We start from the raw sequence: 21636 nt of genomic DNA on the forward strand, positions 1-21636 counted from the left end.
GGTCGAGATAGATGCGGGTCACCGGGGCTCTTCGTTATAATTGCGCAAAAGCGGTCTCTGCCTATATAGCGCCCAGCTTCCCGCGCCACAGGGCGCGCACAGATTCAGCAGGTGCAAGTTTGCCCGAAGTAATTTTCCCCGGTCCCGAAGGTCGCCTTGAAGGCCGTTTCGCTCCCGCCCCGCGCCCCCGCGCGCCGGTCGCGATGATCCTCCATCCGCATCCCAATGCGGGCGGCACGATGAACAACCGCATCGTCCAGGAGCTCTACAAGACCTTCCAGCGCCGCGGCTTCGCGACGCTCCGCTTCAATTTCCGCGGGGTCGGCAAGAGCCAGGGCGTATTCGACAACGGCATCGGCGAACTCTCCGATGCGGCCAGCGCGCTCGATTGGGTCCAGAGCTTCCACCCCGAAGCATCGACCACCTGGGTCGCCGGCTTCGGCTTCGGCGCATGGATCGGCATGCAGCTTCTGATGCGCCGTCCGGAGATCCGCGGGTTCATCTCGGTCGCGCCCCCGGCCAATATGTTCGACTTCACGTTTCTCGCGCCCTGCCCCTCCTCTGGCATCATCATCCAGGGCGAGAATGACGAAGTCGTCACCCCCGGCGCGGTCCAGAAGCTCGTCGACAAGCTGCGAACCCAGCGCCACATCACCATCCACCACGACACCATCCCGGGCGCGAATCACTTTTTCGAGCATGAGATGGAAGACCTGATGGGCTCGGTGGACAAGTATCTGGACATGCGGCTCGACCCGAACTCGCCGATCAGGTAGGCCCGCCGGCAGCAATCCTCGGGGGGGGGGGGAAGTGGACATCCAGTCGGCAATCGAAGGGGCGAAAGCTTGCATAACGACCGTCCAGGCGGCCATTGACCTCCTCGATCTCAAGCCCGTGCCCGTTCAACGCTTCGGCACGATCGCGGCTCTCACCGATTGCATCGATGTCGTTGACGAAGCACTCGCCTGGATCGAGGAGCGCGGCGGGGGCGTCATCCTCGAATTTCCGTACATCGGCGGCTATGAGATCAGCCGCGAGATCATCGTAACGACGCCCAACACGTTCCTGCGGTTCATGGATCCGGTGCTCAACCTGACTTCCACGACGGCCTGCGCAGCGGTGAGCTTCCGAGGCACGATCGACAACCTGCTGCTGAATGTCGGCATCATCGGGCCGGTGGAGATCAACGGCAACGGCTCGAATGTGGTGGGCTATGTCTATGACACCGGCAACCCCATATCGGGCGATAACCCGTGTCTGCTCTTCAAGTGGGTGGACGGGGCACTTGCGGAGCGCGTCATAGCCCGCAACGGGCTGACCTGCGGGCTACGGTCTTTCCAGTGTCGTGACGTCCGCTGGATTGACTGCGAGGGCCACGACTCCGTTTACGACAATGGCGGCAGCATCGAATATAATCATCCGACATTCGATCCGGATATACCATCCACATGGAGCAGCAGCCAGGTCGTCCGCTTCAAGGCCTCGGGCAACCGGGGTTTCGGCATCGGTTCGTTTGGCGCGAAGGACGTGTTTTTTCAGCATCCGAAGGTTTGGGATAACGGTAACAACGACGGCACGCATCCGGCCGGCGCCGGTGGCGGAATCGCACTGGAATTTCACCTAGGCGGCGCATTTGACTTCGACCATCGGCTTGTCGTGCTGGAGCCCGACATCACCAATGTCTGGGGAGCCGGGATTTATGTCACCTGCGGGGGAACCCGCGTTCAAGGCGGTCGCATCGATGGCGTAAAGGAGCCGACGGAATATCCGGATGGTGCCGAGCAGGGCGACGGGATTGTGCTCTTCGGCCAGACAAGCATCGACACGAATTGTACGATCACCAACTGCGACCGACATGGCATCTTCGCACTCGCGACTGAAGAGACCGGCTTGCCCTCGATCACCTATCGCGGGGTCATGGTCGGGTGCGGCGGGTCAGCCATTTCTGCGCGCGGTGCATCTTACGTCCGGGTGCTTCCAGAAACAATCATTGAGAGCTGCGGCGGCGTCGTCATCTCGGTCACAAACGACAACGCGGACTACAATGCCGGAAACGGCTCGGTCTTCTTGTCGGGCAACTTCAATAACAATGAGAATCGCGTCTCCGCAGTGGACGGGGTCGCGCGCTGCATCGTTGGGAAGGTGCAGGGCAGCGGCAACGGGACGGGCCTGTCCACTGCATCGATCGCAATGGACCACCAGAATGTCGCGCTGGTCGATGTGGACGGGGTGATCCTCACCGAGAACGACAGCAATGTCTATTTCGGGGTGCGCGCAACGAGCACTTGCGACGAGGCCCGGATCAAGAATGTGAGCGGGACCTTCACGGCCGCTGCGATCTCCAATGCCGCCAGCACTGTGATCGCCACCACGCTAACGGCACCCACGGGCGGCAACTTCGTCGATGTCGAAGCTCGTGCCTCGCTTGGAGCCATCAGAAACCTCCTGATCGCAATGGGAGAAGCGAAGTGAGCCTGCTCGATGATCTCGCACGCTTCCAGGTGGAATATCCCAACACCGACGTTTCAGAGCCGGTATCGATCCTCTCCGCAGTGCGGGCAACCGGTCTGTTACCTCAGGAAGAGGGAGGTGTTGCCGCTGACTTCCGACCCGCACTCCTTGCCGTGTTGGCCGTAGCGACCGGGGAAGCCGAATCTGAATTGGTGCGCCTCTGTCGCCGCTACAAAGTCGAATAGGCGGATGACTCTCGCAATGGCACGCCTAGCTCCCAAAGACGAAGCGGATCGTTACTTTTCCTTGGATGTGCTCAGGGGTGTAGCGGCCCTGGCGGTGCTGATCACCCACGCGGGATACTATACGGCGCAACGATTGGATCCAAGCTTTCCCATCTGGGTAGGCGGCGGACACGGGGTGGACCTGTTCTTCGTCATCTCCGGCTTCGTGATGGTCTTCACAGCCGATCGGGCGCGCGATTGGCAAAGCTTCGTGATCGCCCGGGCAAGGCGCATCCTGCCGCTATACTGGCTGGCGACGAGCATGATGCTTGTGCTGTCGCTGGGCATGGGGCTGCCCGCGCCTTCGCTGCGACATCTGACCGAATCCTTTCTTTTGCTGCCCACGGTTGACGCCGGTGGGTATTTGGTGCCCCTGCTGGCGGTCGGGTGGACGCTGGTGCTCGAAGCATTCTTCTACGCGGCCATCGCCGCCGCGCTGGTTCTGAAGGTGAGCCCGACCAGACTGTGCACGCTGGTGCTCGGGGCCTGTGCGCTGGGCGGCTTTGCACTGCCGGATTCGACCGTCACGTATCTGAACCCGCTGATGCTCGAGTTCCTGTTCGGGATGATCCTGGCGCATCTGCTACGGCAAGGTGGCCGGATGCCTTCCGGGAACGCGGTGTTCGCGCTGGCCACGGCGCTGCTGGCGCTGAATGTGCCGGAGGCATGGATTGGCGTGCCGCGCGTGTTCGCGACTGGTCTCCCCGCCGGGATCGCCGTTTGGGCGGCCGTATCGCTGGAAGACAAGGTTCGCATTCCGCGCTGGGCGGTCTGGGCCGGCGCAATCTCCTACCCGCTATACCTGTTCCACCCGATCGTCGCGCGAGCGGCAGTCGAAATCTATGCGCGAGCGGGTTTGGGCAATGTCAGGGTCGCGACCGCAGTTGCGATAATCGCCTCGATAGCGGTCGCAGGTGGTGTCGAATTATTGCAGCGGCGCAGCAGCGGTCGAGCGTCGGACCGGCCAGTGCCGTCACCCAGCCTGGATCAGCAGATTGCCGAGGGACCAGTGCGCAGGCGATCATCAGCGCTCCCTTGAAACCTTGCGCCGTGAACGCTTTGCGTCAAACTCCGGCGATGCCACACGTCCAAGTGCCCCAACAGCGCATTGAAACCCTCGACATGCTGCGGGGATTGGCGGCGGTCGCGGTCATGCTGACACATTCCACGTACTACGCAACGCAGAAGCTGGATCCCGCTTTCTCGTCTTGGGGCGCGGGCGGCTACGGCGTGGACCTGTTCTTCGTGATCTCAGGGTTCGTGGTCGGCTCCGCGGCCGAACGGGCGCAAGGCTGGCGCAGCTTCGCAACGGCGCGCGCGATCCGCATCCTTCCGCTCTATTGGATTGCAACGACACTGGCCCTGGCCCTGACCCTGCTCGCAGGGCAGGCCCAGAATATCGGTCACGTCGTGGCGTCGTATTTCCTGTTTCCCTCATGGGACACGCACGGCGATCCCAAGCCGATACTGGCGGTCGGCTGGACCTTGATACTCGAAGCGGTCTTCTATGGAGTTCTGACGTTCGCGCTCGCGCTGCGCGTGGATACTCGAAAGGCGGCGCTGCTGGGGCTCGGCGGTCTCGCGTTGCTGGGAACGGTGCTAGGGGATCGCGCGGGGGCATGGTCCGTGCCCCTCAGCCCGCTTTCGCTGGAATTCTGCTTGGGCATGGCGGTGCGGGAAGCCGTGCTTCGCGGCTGGACAATCGACAGGCCGCTGGCGGCTGTCTCGCTCTGCGGCGCACTGATCATCCTGTTCTCCCCCCAAACATGGGACGGCGCGCCCCGCTTGATCGGGGCCGGCCTTCCTGCCGCGGTGGCGGTGTGGGCGGCGGTGTCTCTGGAGGGGATTCGAATCCCCCGCCCCTTGCTGTTGCTGGGCGCGGTTTCGTACCCGTTATACCTGTTCCACCCGATGATGGCCCGTGTAGCGGTCGAAGTCTATGCGCGAGCGGGGCTGGGCAATGTCGGCGTCGCAACGGCAATGGCTATCATCGCTTCGGTGGCGGTCGCGGCCGGGATCGATCGGTTATTGCCGCTGCTCAGCCGCGGTCGAGCATCGAACCGGACAGCGCCCTCACAAGGTCCAGATCAGCAGATTGCCGAGGAGGACCAGCGCGCAGACGATCATCAGCACGCTTTTGGTGCGGTCCGTCCTTAGCAGCCTCACGCCGCCCCAGACGAGCGCGAACATCGCCAGCACCGCGATGCTGAGCAGGATCGGCATGAGCGCGGGATCGGTCACAGCGCGTAGACCAGCGCGACGACAAGCGCTGCGATCACGGCCAGCCCCGCAAGCGCGATCATCCGCTCGCGCGGGCGATATATTGCGCGGAGCAGATAATAGATCGCCACGCCCAGCACGCGCGCCACTGCGCTCATCGTGTTGGCCACCAGCGCGCCGAATCGGCTTCCCATCAATCGCTCCCGCTCAGCACCGCGGCATAGGCATCCGGATCGACATTGCCGCCGGAGAGGATCACCAGCAGTCCCGGCTTCAGCTCCACCTTGCCCGCCAATACGGCCGCCAACGCCACCGCCCCGCCCGGCTCGACCACCACACGCAACTTCGCCGCGGCCCAGCGCTGCGCCGCGCGAACCTCCGCCTCGCTCACCGTCAGGCCCGTGGCTCCGCGCCGCGCGAGCACATCGAAGGTGAGCGGCGACGGTTCGAGCGTCTGGAGGGCATCGCAAGCGGTTGGGGGGGGATTCGGCCCAACGGACTCGATCCATCCTGCCTCCAGGCTCCTGCACATATCGTCCCAGCCTTCGGGCTCGACGATGGTGACCTGGGCATCGGGCAAGGCCAGTGCGACCCCCGCCGCCAGCCCGCCGCCGCCACAGGGAATGACGACGTGCGACGGATCGGGCAGTTTCGCCTCCACCATCTGCGTCATCGCCTCGATGCCGGCGCTGCCCTGCCCCTCGATGATCCAGGGGTCATCGAAGGGAGGCACCAGCGCCGCGCCCCGCGCATGCGCCAGATGCGCTGCGATCTTGGCGCGATTTTCGGTCATCCGGTCGTATGAGACCACTTCCGCGCCCATCGCCATGGTCGATTCACGTTTCACCTGCGGTGCGTCCGCGGGCATCACGATCACTGCCGGGATGCCCAGGCGCCTCGCCGCCCAGGCTATGCCCTGCGCATGGTTGCCCGACGAGAACGCCACCACGCCCCTTTCGCGCGATGCCGCATCCAGGGCCGTCAGCCGGTGCCACGCCCCGCGTATCTTGAATGCACCCACGGGCTGCAGGCACTCGGCCTTGAACGACACGGGAACCCCGCGGATTTCTGCCGTGAACAACGGGGTTTGCGGCAGGATTGCTGCAACCTTCGCTGCAGCATCGCGGACCCCTGCCCGGGTGGGTTGTCGCACAATCGTCACACTTCATCCCCGCTGCGAGAAACGCTCCATCGAATCGCTTTACACACGAACCCATGGACCCTACATGCCGCTTCCGCTGCCCCATGGGACTTCCAACCGCAAGGCAGTGTTTTTCTACCGTTGGCGAGAGCCACTTGGAGGTCCCTTGAGTTGCACAAGCATCATAACGCGCTGGGGCTAGCTGCCCCCTCGATTGCCGCATCCGGCATCGAAATCGCCCAGACCAGCCCGGTTCAGCCGGTAACGCTGGTTCGTCCGCACGCCGCCCAGCGCGCCGCCCGCTTCTTCGTAGAGAAGTTTCCGGGCCGCTCGATGTATGCCGTGAAGGCGAATCCGTCGCCCGAGCTGCTCCGTATCCTGTGGGATAGCGGCGTCACGCATTATGACGTGGCCTCGATCGCCGAAGTGCGCCTCGTCTCGCGCACGCTTCCGGAAGCGACTTTGTGCTTCATGCACCCGGTCAAGGCCGAGGAAGCGATCCACCAGGCCTATTTCGAGCATAAGGTCCGCGTGTTCAGCTTGGATTCGCTTGAGGAGCTGGAGAAGATCGTCAGCGCCACCCGCGGCGCCGAGGATCTGACGCTGTGCGTCCGCATCCGCGTGTCCTCGGACCTGTCGAAGCTCAGCCTCGCGTCGAAGTTCGGCGCCGGCCCGGGCGAGACCAAGGATCTGCTGATGGCGGCCCGCCAGGCGGCGGATGCCCTAGGCATCTGCTTCCATGTCGGCAGCCAGGCCATGTCCCCCGATGCCTATGCCCAGGCAATGGAGCGCGTCCGCGCGGCGATCGTCGAAGCGGCGGTGACCGTCGATGTCATCGATGTGGGCGGCGGCTTTCCTTCGATCTATCCGGGAATGGAGCCTCCACCGCTCGAGCTCTATTTCGCGACGATCCACCGCGCGTTCGAGAGTCTGCCGATTTCCTATTCGGCCGAGCTCTGGGCGGAGCCGGGCCGCGCCTTGTGCGCCGAATACAGTTCGCTGGTCGTCCGCGTCGAAAAGCGGCGGGGCGATGAACTGTACATCAACGACGGCGCGTATGGCGCGCTGTTCGATGCGGCGCATATCGGCTGGCGCTTCCCCGTCCGCCTGTTGCGTGAGCCCGAATCGAATACGCGCGACATGGAGTTCAGCTTCTACGGACCTACGTGCGACGATCTCGATCACATGGCCGGCCCGTTCGCGCTCCCCGCGGATACCCGCGCCGGCGATTATATCGAGATCGGCATGCTCGGGGCTTATGGCTCGGCAATGCGGACGGCGTTCAACGGCTTCGGATCGGATGAGACCGTGACGGTGGATGACGAGCCGATGGCCTCGCTCTATCTCGCTCCCGCCGAGGAACGCGCGCTGCCTTCAAACGTCGTCAAGCTGTAATTGAACTGATGAATTACGGCCTTCTTCCCCCCTCCCGCTTGCGGGAGGAGCCGGGGGAGGGCCTGTCATGGGAGGTGCGCCGAACAGGCCCTCCCCTAGCCCCTTCCGCAAGCGGGAGGGAATAAGGAAGAGAAGATGACCGATACCCTCGTACCCAACGACACCCGCAAGGCGGAGCTGCTTTCCAAGCAGGTAAAGCATATCGACATCACCAGCTTCGACGCACGCCCGATCGTCGATGCGATGGCCGACATGAGCTTCACCAGCCGCGATCTGGGCCGCGCGACCAACATCTATAATCAGATGCTGGCCGATCCGGATTGCACCATCGTGCTCGTCATCGCCGGCTCGACTTCGGCGGGCGGCTGCATGGACCTCTATGCCGAACTCGTCCGCTCGAACATGGTCGATTGCATCGTCGCCACCGGCGCCACGATCGTGGACATGGATTTCTTCGAGGGCCTGGGCCACAAGCACTATCAGGCGCTCGAAATCCCCGACGACGATACGCTGCGCTCGCTCTATATCGACCGCATCTACGACACCTATATCGATGAGGAAGAGCTCCAGCACGTCGATCACACGATCTTCGAGATCGCGGAATCGCTGCCGCCCAAGGCTTATTCGTCGCGTGCGTTCATCCGCGAGATGGGCAAGTATCTGATGGAGCATGGGAAGAAGGACAACAGTCTCGTCAAGCTCGCTTATGAGCATGACGTGCCGATCTTCTGCCCGGCGTTCGTCGACAGCTCGGCGGGCTTCGGCCTGGTCAAGCACCAGGTTGATGCTGCCAAGGCGGGCAAGCCTTATCTGATGCTCGATGCGATCGCGGATTTCCGTGAGCTCACCGAGATCAAGATCAAGGCGGGCACCACGGGGCTTCTCATGATCGGCGGCGGCGTGCCCAAGAACTTCATCCAGGACACGGTCGTCTGCGCCGAAATCCTTGGCCATGAGGACGTCGCGGTTCACAAATATGCCGTCCAGATCACCGTGGCGGATGTCCGCGACGGTGCCTGCTCGTCCTCGACGCTTCAGGAGGCCGCTAGCTGGGGCAAGGTCAACACAGGCATCGAGCAGATGGTGTTTGCCGAAGCCGGGAGCGTCATGCCGCTGCTGGCCTCGGACGCCTATCACCGCGGCCACTGGAAGACCCGCGCCAAGCGCGCCTGGGCGAAGTTGTTTGCCTAAGTATCCGTAATGGCGGGTGGAATTTTCCGCTCGCCAGTCGGTTTACCTTACATTCACCATATTAAGCCCAAGCGCGTTAACCGGCGCAGCGGCGGAATTGCGCCCTTTTCGCCGCTTGGCATCGATGATGCACTTCACCCGTCAATTAGGGAGAAGACCATGCCCCGCGTCCGCATTCTCGTTTCCATCGCCGCGATGCTTGCGCTCGGGGTATCGCTGCCCGCCTCCGCCACGGGTTCCAGCGGCAGCAGCGGCTTTTCGGGCAGCGAAGGCGAGGGTCCGGACGGCTCGGCGCCGCCTTATACCAGCGGCAACATGCCGGGCAGTTCCGGCCTGGCGAGCAGCAGCGGCTATTCCGGCAGCGAGGGCGAGGGTCCGGACGGCTCGGCCCCGCCCTACAGTGGCAGCGGCCCTACCCCCGTTCCGGAGCCGGGCACCATCACGTTGCTGGGGAGCGGCCTCGCTGGGCTCGTAGTCGCGCGCCGCCGGCGGCGGAAGCGCTAACGCCCAGGGCCCGGGCGGGCAGCTATCACAGGATACGTTGCATTCACGAACTGATTCCGGCAGCTTTCCTAGCTGAACAGCAGGGGAAGCAATATGCACAGTGAAATACTCGCGCCGATAGTGGCACTGGTCGCGTGGACGCTCGTCATGATGGTCTGGATGATCGTGGTCCGCCTGCCCGCGATGAAGAAGGCCGGGATCGACTTGTCCAAGGCTCGCGGCGGACGCCCCGGCGCGCTCGATGGCGTGCTGGAGGAGAAGGCGCAGTGGCCGGCGCATAACTATATCCACCTGGTCGAGCAGCCCACGCTTTTCTACGCGATCGCGATCACCCTCGCATTGCTCGGCCAGGGCAATGGGTTCAACGCCACCATCGCCTGGGCCTATGTCGGCTTGCGTGTCGTCCACAGCCTGGTGCAGGCGACCTTCAACAAGATCTCGGTTCGCTTCATGCTCTTCGCGCTTTCCTCGCTCGCGCTGATGATGCTCACCGCGCATGCCGGAATGGCGATCTGGAACGCTCAGCCGGCCCCGCTCGTGGAGAGTGTCGCCAGCCGCTAGCCGAACAGCCGCTTCAGGCTGCGTTCGAGCATCAGGAGCTGCCACAGCGTCCTGCCATGCTCGGCGCGGCCCGAGCGGTGATCGGCTGCGAGCTTTTCAATCGTGCCGAGATCGAACCAGCCCGTCGAAGCGAGCAGTTTGGATTGCGACAGCGCCGCCGCATCCTCGGCCAGCGCCTTGCGGAACCAGGCGCTGATCGGAGTGACGAAGCCCATCTTGGGGCGGTAAAGGATTTCGCGCGGCAGATAGGGCTCCAGCGCCTTCTTCATCAGCCACTTGCCCTGCCCCGCCTTGATCCGGAGTTCCGGCGGCAGGGTCGCGGCGAATTGCACGAGGCGATAGTCGAGCAAGGGCTCGCGCGCCTCCAGGCTCACGGCCATGCTCGTGCGGTCTACCTTGGTCAGGATATCGCCGGGCAGCCAATGCTGGATATCGGCATATTGCGCACGGTCCAGCCCGTCGCGCGCGGGCGCGCGCTTCATCGAATCGGTATAGCGTTGTTCCGCGGTATGCCCGCCCAGCGCCTTCTTCGCGGCATCGCTGTAAAGCTGCTGGCGAAGCGCGGGAGCGGTCACGCCGACGGCCTTGGGATAGGCGAACTCGCCATTCTCCGCGAGCGCCAACAAGGTCGTCTTGGCGCGAAAGGCGCGCGGCGCCCAATCCGCCTTGGGATATAGCCGCCCCAGCGTCCCGAACACCTTGGTGCGCATATTCTCGGAAAACATGCCCCGGAGGCGCTCTTCGCCCGCGAAGAATTTGTAGCGGCGGTATCCCGCGAACGCCTCGTCCGCCCCGTCCCCCGAAAGCGCCACGGTCACCTTCTCGCGCGCCAGTTCGCACACGCGATAGGTCGGCAGAGCCGAGGCATCGGCAAAGGGCTCGTCAAAGGCTGCGACCAGCGTGTCGATCAGCGCGTAATCGTCCGCGGCGACAGTGCGGGTGCGATGCGCGGTGGCGAAGCGCTCCGCCACCAGCTTCGCGTGCGAAGTCTCGTCATGGTCGGCTTCGTCGAATCCGATCGTGCAGGTCTTCACCGCCGACTTGCTCGCCTCAGCCATGAGCGCGACCACCGCCGAGCTGTCCACGCCGCCTGAAAGGAACGCCCCCAGCGGCACATCCGCGATCATCCGGCTGCGCACGGCCTGCCGCATCAGATCGACCAGTTCTACCTCCAGATCCTTCTGTTTCCCCCCCGCGCGCCGGGAGAAATCCACATCCCACCACCGCACCGGCTGCGGGATCGGCTTGCCGCGCTCGAGCAGCAGAAAATGCCCCGCCGGCAGCTTCTTCACCCCTTGGAGCATCGAGGCATCGTCAGGCACATAGCCCAGCCCCAGATAGTCCTCGACCGCCCGGAAATCGGGCGAACGGCGGAACAGCGGGTGCGCGAGGAGTCCCTTCAATTCAGACGCGAACGCGACTGCACCATCCGAGAGCTCGGCATAGTGCAGCGGCTTCACCCCGAACCGGTCTCGCGCGAGGAACAGGCTGCGCTTGTCGTTGTCGTAAAGCGCGAAGGCGAACATGCCGTTCAGCCGATCGAGCATGAGCGGGCCCCAGGCGCGCCAGCCATGCAGCAGCACTTCGGTATCGCTGTCCGTCACGAAGCGCGCACCCAGCTTCTCGAGGTCCGCGCGGACTTCCTGGAAATTATAGATCTCGCCATTGTAGGTGACGACCACATTCTGGTCCGGCGTCGCCATCGGCTGCACGCCGCCTTCGAGATCGATGATGGCCAGCCGGCGATGCCCCAGCCCGACGCCCGCCGTCGTCCAAACCCCCGAGCCGTCCGGCCCGCGGTGCGTCAGCGCATCGCTCATCTGGACGATCCGCGCCGGGTCCACCGGCCGCGCCTGAGCGGGATAATAAAGACCGGCAATGCCGCACATTCGATTGCTATGCCCCCGGCGCCAACGCGTTCGCCGCGGCCTTCGCCGGGATGCGTGCATTAGGCAAGCTCAGCGCGCACCCGTCATGCGATCCGCGAAGACATTCACGGGGCCGAGCGCGCGCAGGAAATCCTCGATCGCCGCGTGCGCGCGCCCATCCGCATCCTGTTCGGCGGAAACCAGCACCGCGGCAGCCGCCTGATCGCCGCCCAGCATCTTGTTCTTCAGCGTCGCCAGCTTCACGCGGTTGCCGCTTCCGGTCAGCTCTCCCCCAATGCGATACCAGGTGACCGTCTCGCGCTCGACGCGCGCCGGTCCGACCATCCGCAGGGCCTGGCCCCCGTCTGCGCGCGCAAGCCCCTCGATTCGCACCCAGCGATCATTCTCCCGGATCGCCCCGATGCCGAAGCCGACCAGCTCCTTGCCTTCATATTGATTGGCATAGACCGCTACCGCCAGGTCCACCGCCCTGCCCCGCGCATCCATATAGCGCCCGATCAGGAAATGATCCGCGTTCGGATAATTGGGTGTCCACGCAGCGCGGGTGCTCAGCCCCGTCCGTTCCCAACCAGGAACCTGGGGCAGCTCGACCCGGGCGGGCAGTGGTGCCGCACGCGCCGCGTTGAGGCTCGACCAGCCGAGAAACAGGCTTGCCACGGTAAGCACCAGCAGCGAAGCGATCGGAGCCTCGATCCGGCGCGTCGGCGGCGTCTGCAATGTCATCGGATCGAGCCACGCCGCATCCGGATCACGGTCGAACCATTTCCAGCCGATCGCGAGCACTGCCGCCATCACCAGCGCGAAGAAGACCCAGCCGTAAAGAATATGGTCCATGCCGGTCGCCCGCTCTACCGAGGTCCACCACGCCACATAAATGGTCGCGAAGGCGCGTATCCCGTTGGCCAGCACCGGCACGACAAGCGCCACCGCCAGGAAAGCCGCGCGCTTGCGCCACGAAATATAGCAGACGTTCGCCACCAGCGCGCCATAAGCGATCATCGCGATCACGAACTTCGCGCCTGAACAGGCCTCCGCGATCTCGAAATAGCCGTTGGGCGTCGTGATCAGCACGCCGTCCACCACTGCGGGCACGCCGAAGACGTGAAGCAGCGGGATCACCATCGCGGTCGTGATCTCCTGCAGCGGCCCTTCCAGGAAATCGCCGAAGGGCACCAGGAAGGCCATGTAGCAGAGCGGAAACAGCAAAGCGCGCGCCACATTGGGCCCGAGCACCGTCACCACTGCGCCTTGCAGCATCATCACCAGCCCCGCGTGGCGAAACAATGCGACGCTCGCGGCATCCCCCAGCACCCAGGAAAACCCGCCAGCCCCGACCAGCGCCAGGCCCGGCCACCAGCTTTGCGGCGCAACCAGCCCAAGCTCGTTCCGCCGCTGCCACACCAGCCAGGCGATCACCGGTGCGACGAACAGGCAATGTCCAAAGGTCGTGTTGGTCCAGTATATCGTCGCGAGGTCGATCGTGTCGCGATGGAAAACTGCCAGCATCGCCAGCCATGTCGCGCCGAGCAAGGCGGCATGCCGCTTCCAGCGGGCATCGAACAATGTCGATGCGGGCGTGAAATCGCCCGCCGGAATTGCCGCGGTCATGCCGCGCTGCGCCGCTTGGGCGGCTTGACCACATCGGTCGCGCGCGCGGTCCGCTCCTTCTTGGCGTCGCGCAGCGGCAGCCCGAGCACATCGTCCAGCGGAGCAAGGCGCGCGGCCCAGCTATAATGATCCATCACTTGCTTGCGCGCGGATTCGCCCAGTGCGGTCGCCTTGCGCCGGTCGGACAGCAATTGCGTCACATGCTCCGCGATCTCGCCCACCGTCGAGCCGACAAGGATCGTGCCCCCGTGATCGATGCCTGTCGCCGCGGCCGCGGAGGCGACCACGGGCCGCGCCATCGCCATTCCCTCAAGCACTTTGTTCTGGATGCCCCGAGCCAGCTTCAGCGGAGCCACCACCACCGCAGCCTGGCTCAGCCAGCCGCGCACGTCGGCGACTTCGCCGATCACCGCCACGCCCGGCTGCTTGCCCAGCGCCTTCACCGCGTCGGTCGGGTTGCGCCCCACGATCATGAAGCGGGCGTCGGGATGGACCAGCCTTATATGCGGCAGGATCGTCTCGGCGAACCAGGTGACACCCTCAATGTTGGGGCGGTAGTCCATCTGCCCCGTGAATACGATCAGCGAGCTCATTGCGTCGATGCGCTTGAACACCGCGGAAGGATCGAAATAATCGGTGTCGATGCCGTTTTCCACGACATGGACGCGGTCCGCGCCGGTGCGGTCGCGAAAGAGCTGTGCCTCCGCCTCGCTTACGAACAGGCTGGCATCCGCCCGCGCCGCGACCGACTTTTCGTGCTGGAGCAACAGTCGCGCCTCGCGGGCCAGCATCCAGCTCATCGGCCCCTTGCTGGTCTTCGCATAGGACGCGAACTTCGCCGAATCCATGTCGACGAAATCCATGATCACGCGCTGGTGCGGGCGCGCGGGCAGATATTGCGCCATCTGGCTCGAAAAGACGAAGATCGTATCGATCGCGTGCCGCGCCAGGATGTCGTCGACTGATTGGCGCAGGGCATCGTTGTCGAACGCGGTCAGCGAAATGGGCCGGTGCGACATCAGCGCCTGAATGCCGGCCGTCGCCTGGCTCTTCGCGCGCCAGATGATCGAGCGGTTGCCGGTATGCTTGGCCAGCGCATTCTTGTGCTTCAGATCCTTGGGATCGTCGGCGAACGCGATCAGGTGGACGCGTTTCTTCGTCGAAAGATATTTCAGGATGTTGAAGCCGCGGATCTTGTCCCCCCGATCGGGCGGATAAGGCACACGGTGTGCGAGAAAGAGGATGTCGCCCATCAGCCGAGGCCCCGCGAAATCCACGGGCCCACGCGATTGGCCACGGCCAGCGGCAGCTTGCTCCAGAGCGCGACCTGAAGGCTGTATTTTGGATTGGCAGGGCTCGCATCGCGCGCCTTCGCGCCTTCCGCCACGCGTTCGTAATATGTGAGCGGCTGCGGCTCGAAGCCCCAGTTCTTCTTGAAGGCAGCGGGGCCGGTGCCGGTCTTGGAGCGCCCGAAATCGAAGCGCGTGCAGCCGCGTTCGCGAGCATGGCGCATCAATTCGAAATACATGCGGTCATTGGCGCGCAGCGCGCGGGCGGCGGCGGTGCCGCCTCCCCAATAGGGATAGACCGTCCCTTTCCAATAGAGGCTCAATACGCTCGACACCGCTACTCCATCGTGACGGACCGTCAGGATGTCCGCCGATGCGCCCAATTCCCGCAGGACCTCGGCAAACAGGCTCGATGGAAATACGGGCGTTCCAAGATTTCGGACGCATTCCGCATAGATCGCATAATGCTCCGCGCGCTCGCTTGCGCCATTGCCGACGCTGATTTCGAGCGCGGTCTCGAGCGATTTGCGCACGTCGGCGCGCTGCTTGCGGGGAATGGCGAGCAACTCCGCCTCGTCGTTCTCCGCAAGATCGCGAGCGAAGCCTAGATAGCGTGCGCTATCCGCATCCCACTCGGGGCCGGGGAGCGGACCGCCACGCACTTCCATTACCGGGCAGCTCAGCTTGACCGCCAGCGTCCACGCGGCCTCGGCCAGTTCAGCAACGACATGCGAGTTGTCGGCAAGAATGCCCCCGCCCACGCCGAACGCGGCCGACACCAGCGCACGCCCGAACAAGGGCGAATGCATTTCGGTGAGCGGCATCACGCCGGCGAGCTGGCCGTTTCCACCCTCGGCCAGCAAATAATGATTCTCCTGCCCACACCCCCGCGCGACCGCCACGCTCCAGGCCGGAAGGTGAAACGGAGTGCCCTCGGCATGATCATGGACGAATGCCCCAATTCGCGCGCGCTCGATCGCGTCCTCCAGATCGGCGACGCGCAGGCCCACGGGGCGCGAGAGCATCGGCGCGTTCACGCCAGCTTCTCCGCTTCGCGCGCCGCGATCACATCCATGCGCCCCCATTGATGGTTGCCGATCAGGGTTTTCAGCTTGCCGGCCATTGCTCCTAGCCGGGCATAATGACGAAGCCGCGACTTGAGCGGAGCGTTCTTGACGCGCGGCTGGCCGGGATCGATCTCCCAGGGGTGGAAATAAAAGACCGCCGGCTGCTCGCGACTGTTGGCGGCGCGCACGGCGTCACCGGTCACCTGCCCCGGCAGCAGCCGGAAGAAACCGCCGCCCGCCGTGATCTCCTTGCCAAAAAACTGCGCGATGGTGATCGGCAGCTCGATGAGCTCGCTACCCTCCACGGGCTTGAAAGCGCCGCGTGGCGCGTCGGGCCAGCCATAATGATCATGCGCGATCGGCGCGATGCTGGAGGAATAGAGATAGCCCTGCTCGGCCAGCACCGCGTGCGCCCAGGGCGTGCGGGTATCGATCGAGAAACTCGGCGCGCGATAACCGGTCACCTTGGCGCCCGAAGCATCCTCCAGCGCCTTCTTCGCGCTGTCGATATCCGCGCGGAACTGCTCGGGCGACAGCATGAAGACTCGCTTGTGGTCCCAGCCGTGGCTCGCGACTTCATGCCCCGCATCGGCGATGCGTCGGATCAGCGCCGGGTAGCGCTTCGCCACCCAGCCAAGCGTGAAGAACGTCGCCTTAACGCTGCTCTCGCCGAACAATGCCAGAACGGCATCGGTATTCCCCTCGACGCGATGCTCCAGCCCGTCCCAGTCCGTGCGCGAGATCGTATTCTCGAACGCGCCGACCTGGAACCAGTCCTCTACATCGACGGAAAGGGCGTTGGTGACCATCCAGCTCAGGCCGCGTTTCCACGCAGCGCCGACAAGTCGGGACGACGGCCGGTTTCCCCGGCCTCGACCCAATCGACCAGCAGGGTCAGCACGCGGCGGAGCGCCTCGTCCTGATCCTTTAGCTGCTGCTCCAGCCGAGCAACGCGCTGGGAAAGGTCGTCGCCGGCAATCGGCGCGGCAGCGCGCAGCGGCATCGGATCGGCGGGCGTCGAAGGACTGGGCGTGCCCATCGCCATTGGGGCAATCTGTTGCAATTCCAGCGGCTCGGGCTCGGCAAGCGGCGTTTGTGCCGAAACGGGCGTGTCGCCATGCAGGTCGGCGATCACCGTCGCCAGCTCTGCCTCCCCAAAGGTCTCGATATGCTCGACCGCGCCGAACAGCAGCACGCGGCTGGCAAGCTGGTTGAGCAGTCGCGGCGATCCGTTCGACCAGCGATACATCGCCGCCACCGCATCGTTGGTGAAACGCGGCTTTCCGCGCCAGCCGACGCACGACAGGCGGTGGATCAGATAGGGTTCGACTTCGTCGGCTTCCATCGGCTCGAGATGGTGCATCGCGATAACGCGCTGACGCAACTGCTCGAGCCGCGTATCGGCAAGAGTGAGCCGGAATTCCGGCTGCCCCAGCAGGAAGATCTGGAGCAGCGGATATCCGCCGGCCTGGAAATTGGAGAGCATGCGCAGCTCCTCCAGGCTTTCGATCGGCAGCGCCTGCGCTTCATCGACCACCAGCAGCGTGCGGCGGCCAGAGCGCGCCACATTGTGCAGGCCCTTTTCGATCGTAGCGAGCATAGCGGCCTTGGAGGCGTTGGCCGCATCCACGTCGAGCCCGGAGCACACCAGCCGCAACAAATCCTCGGGCCGCAATTGCGACGAGACGATCTTGATGACGTTCAGCCGCTCGCGGTCGATCTCACCCAGCAGATGCCCCATCAGCGTGGTCTTGCCCACGCCGGGATCGCCGGTGATCACCACGAAGCCTTCGCCCTGGCTCAAGCCATAACCGAGATAGGCCATCGCCTTGCGGTGCGTGGCGGTGTCGAACCAGAATTTCGGATCGGGGGTCAGCTGAAAGGGCCGGCCGGTCAATCCATAATGGTCGTCATACATTCTGCTATCCCCGGTCCGTCAGAAACCGTAGCGCAGGCCGAGCAGCGCCTGTGCGGCCGCGCTCGATCCATTGCTCTGGTTCTCGAACCCGAAGACGCCCGCCGAAAGCGTGGCGCCCAAGGGGCCGAAGCGATGCGTATAGGCGGTGTTCGCGCCCCAGCCGATCACCCCGTCATTGCCGGGGATATCGGTCGTGGCATAGCTGCCGAAAGCGCTGCCGGAAAGCGAGCCGTTGCGGCCCATTTCGGTCGATGCGAAGACATTGCCGTACAAGCTCTGGTCCGAAACCCCGTTGACCGTGAAGCCGGGAGTACCCGTCGGCGCGATGAAGTCGCGGCGCGCATATCCAAAGCCCATGCCCACCCGGCTGCGCCCGATCCGCGATACTGCGACCGCCGTTGCGCCGCGCGAGCGATAGGCCGAAGTGGCCGCGGACGAGAACACGTTGTTGAGACATCCGCCCGCGGCGCTTCCTACCGTGCCGTAGACGCAGCCGCCATATTGATTGCCGAATGGATCGGTGGTGGTGACGAAGCTGGTCGGCAGCGCCGAAAGCGAGCCGTTCAGTTGCTGGCCGAAAGTCTGGACCGAATCATAGACGCCGATCTGCGCGCCGCTGCCCGGCGAAGGCTGGAAACTCAGCGATCCGGTATAGCTCATCGAATTGTAGCGCCGGCCCACCCGCGCTTCCAGGAAGGTCCGGCGGCTGGGTTTCCAGATCACGCCCGCGTCCCAGAACATGCCGTCGATATTATAGGCCAGTCGGCGCGGCGATGCCGGATTGGTCACGAAGCGGCCATTGGCGTCGACCACCGGGTTGTTGGCCGCATCGCGCACGGCGTCGCGCTGGCGGATCTGGATTTTCTCATAGCCGATGCCGCCCCCGATGGCGAAGCCGCGCGCGATCGGCAGCACCGCGTCAACACGGCCGAACTTGCCCTCATAGCGCTGGTCGAGCTGGCCGGCGTCTTCGCGGGTGTACGAAGCGCTTGCGGTTACGCCGATGGGCAGCACCGTGCCCGATTTCACGCCCAGGCTGGCGGTGGCGACATGCACCGTGGAATCGTCATAGGCATCCAGCCGCGGTTGCCCGGGGGCAACGCCCGTGGCGCCCGGCGCCTCGACCTTGGTGTAGCCGAAGCGATAGGCCGCGTTCGCGAAGAGTGGGCCGATGCGCGAGGCGAGATTGGGCCCCACATAGGCCGAATAGACCTGCGCCGAATTGCGCGTATTGCCCTGGCTGGTCAGCAGCGCATCGCCGCGATTGTCGGAGCGTGTCCGCGTCGCGATGCCGCCCGCCTCGATACTGAAGCCGGGGGCGAGCGCCGCCTTGGCGCGCACCAGGCCCGAATGCATGTCATCCTTGCTGAGCGGTTTCTGATAGTCGAAGCGGCGCTCGTATTTGTAGCTGCCCTGCACTTCGATGCGCCGCGTGTGCACCGACGCATCGACCCCCACCGCCACGGTGGAATAGGTCAGCACGTCGCCGCCGTTAAGGTCGGCGGCCACCACCTGGCTCGCCTCGATATACGGGCTCACGCGAGTGCGCTGGGCGCTGGCGGGCGATGCGATTCCTGCCGTGCAGGCGATGCTCAGGGTAACGAAGATCAGCCGGGTCACTTGCCCGCCTCCTCATAATAGCTTCCAAACCGGCGGCCGCCGGGCTGGAACGAGACCGAATTGAGAACGAGCTGGATATGCTCGCACCCGTCGAGACTATTCACGGCGGCCTTGAGGTCGCCTTCACTGGTCTGATCGGCGCGGACGACGACCAGAACTTGCCCCACATGCAGCGCGAGCACCGAAGCCGGTGACGCCGCGAGCGCGGGGGGCGAATCGAAGATCACGATGCGGCGCGGGTTGGCGCTCGCGAGCCCGTCCAGGATCGCGCGCGCGCGGTCGCTGGCGAGCAATTCGGTGTCGCTGTTGCTCTTCGCGCCGGCTGGCAGCACCGAAAGCTGGGGCACGTCGGTGTCGATGATGCAGTCCTCGACGCTCGCCACCGCGCCCGAAAGCGCATCGAGCAGGCCGGGGCCGCTGGGAATACCGAGCCGTTCGAGAATGTCGGGCTTGGCGATGTCCGCATCGACCAGCAGGATTTCCACGTCCTTCTCCGCCGCCATCGAAAGCGCCAGGTTGATCGCGCAAAAGGTCTTGCCCTCGTCCGGATTGGCCGAGCACACCAGCACCATCCGGGCCCGGTCGGCGGCCTTGGCGTCGTCCTTGGCCGCGACGGCGCGCGCGGTGAGCAGCAGCTGGCGCTTCACCATGCGGAATTCCTCCGCCAGCGGCGTGATCGCGCTGCCCGGCACGATCATTCCGCCGGCGCGTAACGCCGTGCGGTCGATCGGCGCGGTGCGGCGGCCTTCCGCGCGCGGCACTGCGATGCTGACCGAGTCATGCTCGGGGCCGCCACGGCGAAGCGCGGGACCCTCGGGCTCGTAAGCCGGCATCGGGGCGACGGGCGCGCGATGCGCCGGCGCAGGCGCAGGCGCAACAGCGCCGGTCGGCGCATAATGGAATTGCGCAGCCGCCCGTTCGAGCAGGGTGCCGCGATACTTGCGAGGCGTCTGGTCGTTCATGCGATCAGGCCCCCATTCCACGCTGGAGGAACTCGACCCCGATCAGCCCGACATAGGCAAGGCACAGCGCGCCGATCCCGCCCGCGAACAGCGTCAGCTTCTTGCGCCGCATCGCGACTTGCGCCTGGGTAAGCACCTCTCCGATCGATCCGATCACTGGCATCCCGCTGGTTTTCTCCAGCCGCGTCGCAGTCGAAAAGGTCGCCTTGAGCTTGGCGAGCGCGAACGCCGCCGCCGCGCCTGCGCCCAGGCCAGCGATCAGCACCGCCGTCAGCAGCATGGGCCGGTTGGGCGCGGTCGGGCTGCGCGGCTGGGTGGGCGGATCGATGACGTTGAACTTCACTGTGTCCGACACGGTCTGCGCCGAGCTCGTGACCTTGAGCTGCTCGCGATCGGTCAGCAGCTTGTCATACTGGTCCTTGAGCACCTGATATTCGCGGTCGATCTGGCCCTGCTCGGCGGCGACGCCGGGCGCCTCGGCAATCTTCGCCTCCAGCGCCCCCAGATCGCCTTCGATCTGGTTCTTGCGCTGGACCAGGGCCGCGACTTGCGCGCTCTTGTCGGCCTGCATGGCCCTCAGGCTCAGATAGAGCGGGTTCGACGAGGAGCTTCCACCCCCGCCGACCATCGGTTCCCCGCGCGCAGCCGCGGTCGCCTGGGCGAGCTGGCGGCGAAGCGCCACCATATCCGGATGATTGTCGGTCCAGCCTTGCGACTGGCCGTTGGCGATCTGGCCCTGGATCGCCTGCAGCCGCGCACGCGCCGGGCCCGCGACCGCGCCGCCGCCCGCGCCCGCCACACTGGCCGGAGTGCCCGCCATCTGGCCGTTGACGGCGTTGAGGCCGCTCTGTGCCGCGGCAAGGTCCGATTGGACCTGAGCAAGCTGCGTCCGCGCGGCCGCGATGCGATCGTTGAGCGATCCCGTGCCCGGCAGCGAGCCCAGGTAGCGCGCCTGGAAGTCAGCCTTCTTTGCCTCGGCTTCCTGAAGCTGCTTCTGCCGCGCATCGAGCTGCTGGTCCAGGAACTGCATCGATTGGCTGCTGGCATCGCGATTGTCGGCCAGATTGCCCTCGACGAAGATGTCGATCAGCTTCTGCGCGATCTGCTTGGCCAGCTTGCCGCTGGGGGCAGTCACCGAGATTTCGAAGAGATTGTCCTGCTGCGCGGTCAGCTTGATCGCCTTTTGCAGCCCCGCGATCCGGTCCGCGATGTCGCGATCGTTTGCCACGGTGCGGGCAAGATCGGTGCCGCGCACCACCTTCTCCAGGTTCACCGCCGAAGTCAGCGTCTGGCGCACGCGATCGATGTCGCGCTGCTGCGCCGCCTGGTTAGCGCCATCGGCGCCGGGCAGGATCTGGCGAAGCTGGACGAATATCCGCGCACGCGATTCATAATTGTTGGGCATCTGCGACACCACCAGCCACCCCACGAGGCAAAGCCCCCAGGCGACCGCGAGCGCCACCCAGCGCCGCATCCAGACGGCGTGGAGCGCTGCGCGCACTTCGTCGAAAAGGCTGCCCATCCCCGGCGCGCTCC

The 21636-nt window shown here is 64.9% G+C and carries 20 protein-coding genes; 9 read left to right on the forward strand and 11 right to left on the reverse strand.

What is annotated here, in order from left to right; all coding sequences use genetic code 11:
* Nucleotides 1–119 precede the first annotated feature (119 nt).
* The 5 genes from VF617_RS12605 (at nt 120) to VF617_RS12625 (ending at nt 4892) form a co-directional block, all read left to right on the forward strand.
* The gene (locus VF617_RS12605) at nt 120–776 is read left to right on the forward strand and encodes an alpha/beta hydrolase (protein ID WP_331015248.1); all 657 of its coding nucleotides are present in this window, start codon (nt 120–122) and stop codon (nt 774–776) included.
* A gap of 34 nt (nt 777–810) precedes the next feature.
* Nucleotides 811–2472: a hypothetical protein gene (locus VF617_RS12610; protein ID WP_331015249.1), complete on the forward strand. Its 1662-nt coding sequence runs from the start codon at nt 811–813 to the stop codon at nt 2470–2472.
* Nucleotides 2469–2696 (forward strand): hypothetical protein, encoded by a 228-nt coding sequence (locus tag VF617_RS12615; protein ID WP_331015250.1) that lies wholly within the window; start codon nt 2469–2471, stop codon nt 2694–2696. Before VF617_RS12610 ends, VF617_RS12615 begins: the two co-directional genes overlap by 4 nt.
* 16 nt (nt 2697–2712) lie before the next feature.
* A complete protein-coding gene (locus VF617_RS12620) occupies nt 2713–3774 on the forward strand; it encodes an acyltransferase (RefSeq protein ID WP_331015251.1) in 1062 nt (353 codons plus the stop codon).
* Between the two features lie 83 nt (nt 3775–3857).
* The gene (locus VF617_RS12625) at nt 3858–4892 is read left to right on the forward strand and encodes an acyltransferase (RefSeq protein WP_331015252.1); all 1035 of its coding nucleotides are present in this window, start codon (nt 3858–3860) and stop codon (nt 4890–4892) included.
* 80 nt (nt 4893–4972) lie between these two features.
* Here VF617_RS12625 and VF617_RS12630 read toward each other — a convergent pair whose 3' ends face one another.
* Both VF617_RS12630 and VF617_RS12635 read right to left on the reverse strand, forming a co-directional pair.
* A complete protein-coding gene (locus tag VF617_RS12630) occupies nt 4973–5149 on the reverse strand; it encodes a hypothetical protein (protein WP_331015253.1) in 177 nt (58 codons plus the stop codon).
* On the reverse strand, nt 5149–6117 hold the full coding sequence (locus tag VF617_RS12635; protein ID WP_331015254.1) for a threonine/serine dehydratase: 969 nt from the start codon (nt 6115–6117) through the stop codon (nt 5149–5151). The genes VF617_RS12630 and VF617_RS12635 overlap by 1 nt, the downstream gene beginning before the upstream one ends.
* A gap of 150 nt (nt 6118–6267) precedes the next feature.
* On the opposite strand from VF617_RS12635, the gene VF617_RS12640 reads away from it, so the two are divergent.
* The 4 genes from VF617_RS12640 to VF617_RS12655 all read left to right on the forward strand — a co-directional run bounded on the left by VF617_RS12640 (nt 6268) and on the right by VF617_RS12655 (nt 9747).
* On the forward strand, nt 6268–7491 hold the full coding sequence (locus VF617_RS12640) for a type III PLP-dependent enzyme (RefSeq protein WP_331015255.1): 1224 nt from the start codon (nt 6268–6270) through the stop codon (nt 7489–7491).
* Between the two features lie 135 nt (nt 7492–7626).
* A complete protein-coding gene (locus VF617_RS12645; RefSeq protein ID WP_331015256.1) occupies nt 7627–8682 on the forward strand; it encodes a 1,9-bis(guanidino)-5-aza-nonane synthase in 1056 nt (351 codons plus the stop codon).
* 159 nt (nt 8683–8841) lie between these two features.
* On the forward strand, nt 8842–9186 hold the full coding sequence (locus VF617_RS12650; RefSeq protein ID WP_331015257.1) for a PEP-CTERM sorting domain-containing protein: 345 nt from the start codon (nt 8842–8844) through the stop codon (nt 9184–9186).
* A 93-nt stretch (nt 9187–9279) separates the two neighbouring features.
* On the forward strand, nt 9280–9747 hold the full coding sequence (locus VF617_RS12655) for an MAPEG family protein (RefSeq protein ID WP_331015258.1): 468 nt from the start codon (nt 9280–9282) through the stop codon (nt 9745–9747).
* On the opposite strand, the gene VF617_RS12660 is transcribed toward VF617_RS12655, so the two are convergent.
* From VF617_RS12660 to VF617_RS12700, 9 genes are all read right to left on the reverse strand, one after another.
* On the reverse strand, nt 9744–11636 hold the full coding sequence (locus VF617_RS12660) for an XrtA/PEP-CTERM system amidotransferase (RefSeq protein WP_331015259.1): 1893 nt from the start codon (nt 11634–11636) through the stop codon (nt 9744–9746). The two genes, VF617_RS12655 and VF617_RS12660, sit on opposite strands and share 4 nt — an antisense overlap.
* Before the next feature lie 69 nt (nt 11637–11705).
* The gene (xrtA, locus tag VF617_RS12665) at nt 11706–13244 is read right to left on the reverse strand and encodes an exosortase A (RefSeq protein WP_331015260.1); all 1539 of its coding nucleotides are present in this window, start codon (nt 13242–13244) and stop codon (nt 11706–11708) included.
* Nucleotides 13241–14497 carry a TIGR03087 family PEP-CTERM/XrtA system glycosyltransferase gene (locus VF617_RS12670; protein ID WP_331015261.1) on the reverse strand — a complete coding sequence of 419 codons (1257 nt, stop codon included), beginning with the start codon at nt 14495–14497 and terminating at the stop codon, nt 13241–13243. The genes xrtA and VF617_RS12670 overlap by 4 nt, the downstream gene beginning before the upstream one ends.
* Nucleotides 14497–15570, reverse strand: coding sequence for a FemAB family XrtA/PEP-CTERM system-associated protein (locus VF617_RS12675; protein ID WP_331015262.1), 1074 nt, complete (start codon nt 15568–15570; stop codon nt 14497–14499). The genes VF617_RS12670 and VF617_RS12675 overlap by 1 nt, the downstream gene beginning before the upstream one ends.
* Complete coding sequence (locus tag VF617_RS12680; protein ID WP_331015263.1) at nt 15567–16409, reverse strand: XrtA system polysaccharide deacetylase; 843 nt, start codon at nt 16407–16409, stop codon at nt 15567–15569. The genes VF617_RS12675 and VF617_RS12680 overlap by 4 nt, the downstream gene beginning before the upstream one ends.
* A 5-nt stretch (nt 16410–16414) precedes the next feature.
* Nucleotides 16415–17518 (reverse strand): AAA family ATPase, encoded by a 1104-nt coding sequence (locus tag VF617_RS12685; protein ID WP_331015264.1) that lies wholly within the window; start codon nt 17516–17518, stop codon nt 16415–16417.
* 18 nt (nt 17519–17536) lie between these two features.
* The gene (locus VF617_RS12690; RefSeq protein WP_331015265.1) at nt 17537–19138 is read right to left on the reverse strand and encodes a hypothetical protein; all 1602 of its coding nucleotides are present in this window, start codon (nt 19136–19138) and stop codon (nt 17537–17539) included.
* Nucleotides 19135–20100, reverse strand: a complete 966-nt coding sequence (locus tag VF617_RS12695) for an AAA family ATPase (protein WP_331015266.1) — start codon at nt 20098–20100, stop codon at nt 19135–19137. Before VF617_RS12695 ends, VF617_RS12690 begins: the two co-directional genes overlap by 4 nt.
* 4 nt (nt 20101–20104) lie before the next feature.
* A complete protein-coding gene (locus VF617_RS12700; protein ID WP_331015267.1) occupies nt 20105–21622 on the reverse strand; it encodes an XrtA system polysaccharide chain length determinant in 1518 nt (505 codons plus the stop codon).
* Nucleotides 21623–21636 lie beyond the last annotated feature (14 nt).

This window comes from Sphingomonas sp., assembly GCF_036388215.1.
Lineage (GTDB): Bacteria > Pseudomonadota > Alphaproteobacteria > Sphingomonadales > Sphingomonadaceae > Sphingomonas.

What these genes read in the sequence shown, in the direction of transcription:
- VF617_RS12680 (WP_331015263.1), bottom strand. Translation starts at nt 16,409, where the DNA reads ATGGTCACCAACGCCCTTTCCGTCGATGTAGAGGACTGGTTCCAGGTC.
- VF617_RS12625 (WP_331015252.1), top strand. Translation starts at nt 3,858, where the DNA reads ATGCTGCGGGGATTGGCGGCGGTCGCGGTCATGCTGACACATTCCACG.
- VF617_RS12645 (WP_331015256.1), top strand. Translation starts at nt 7,627, where the DNA reads ATGACCGATACCCTCGTACCCAACGACACCCGCAAGGCGGAGCTGCTT.
- VF617_RS12685 (WP_331015264.1), bottom strand. Translation starts at nt 17,518, where the DNA reads ATGTATGACGACCATTATGGATTGACCGGCCGGCCCTTTCAGCTGACC.
- VF617_RS12670 (WP_331015261.1), bottom strand. Translation starts at nt 14,497, where the DNA reads ATGGGCGACATCCTCTTTCTCGCACACCGTGTGCCTTATCCGCCCGAT.
- VF617_RS12650 (WP_331015257.1), top strand. Translation starts at nt 8,842, where the DNA reads ATGCCCCGCGTCCGCATTCTCGTTTCCATCGCCGCGATGCTTGCGCTC.
- VF617_RS12700 (WP_331015267.1), bottom strand. Translation starts at nt 21,622, where the DNA reads ATGGGCAGCCTTTTCGACGAAGTGCGCGCAGCGCTCCACGCCGTCTGG.
- VF617_RS12660 (WP_331015259.1), bottom strand. Translation starts at nt 11,636, where the DNA reads ATGTGCGGCATTGCCGGTCTTTATTATCCCGCTCAGGCGCGGCCGGTG.
- VF617_RS12620 (WP_331015251.1), top strand. Translation starts at nt 2,713, where the DNA reads ATGGCACGCCTAGCTCCCAAAGACGAAGCGGATCGTTACTTTTCCTTG.
- VF617_RS12655 (WP_331015258.1), top strand. Translation starts at nt 9,280, where the DNA reads ATGCACAGTGAAATACTCGCGCCGATAGTGGCACTGGTCGCGTGGACG.
- VF617_RS12695 (WP_331015266.1), bottom strand. Translation starts at nt 20,100, where the DNA reads ATGAACGACCAGACGCCTCGCAAGTATCGCGGCACCCTGCTCGAACGG.
- xrtA (WP_331015260.1), bottom strand. Translation starts at nt 13,244, where the DNA reads ATGACCGCGGCAATTCCGGCGGGCGATTTCACGCCCGCATCGACATTG.
- VF617_RS12630 (WP_331015253.1), bottom strand. Translation starts at nt 5,149, where the DNA reads ATGGGAAGCCGATTCGGCGCGCTGGTGGCCAACACGATGAGCGCAGTG.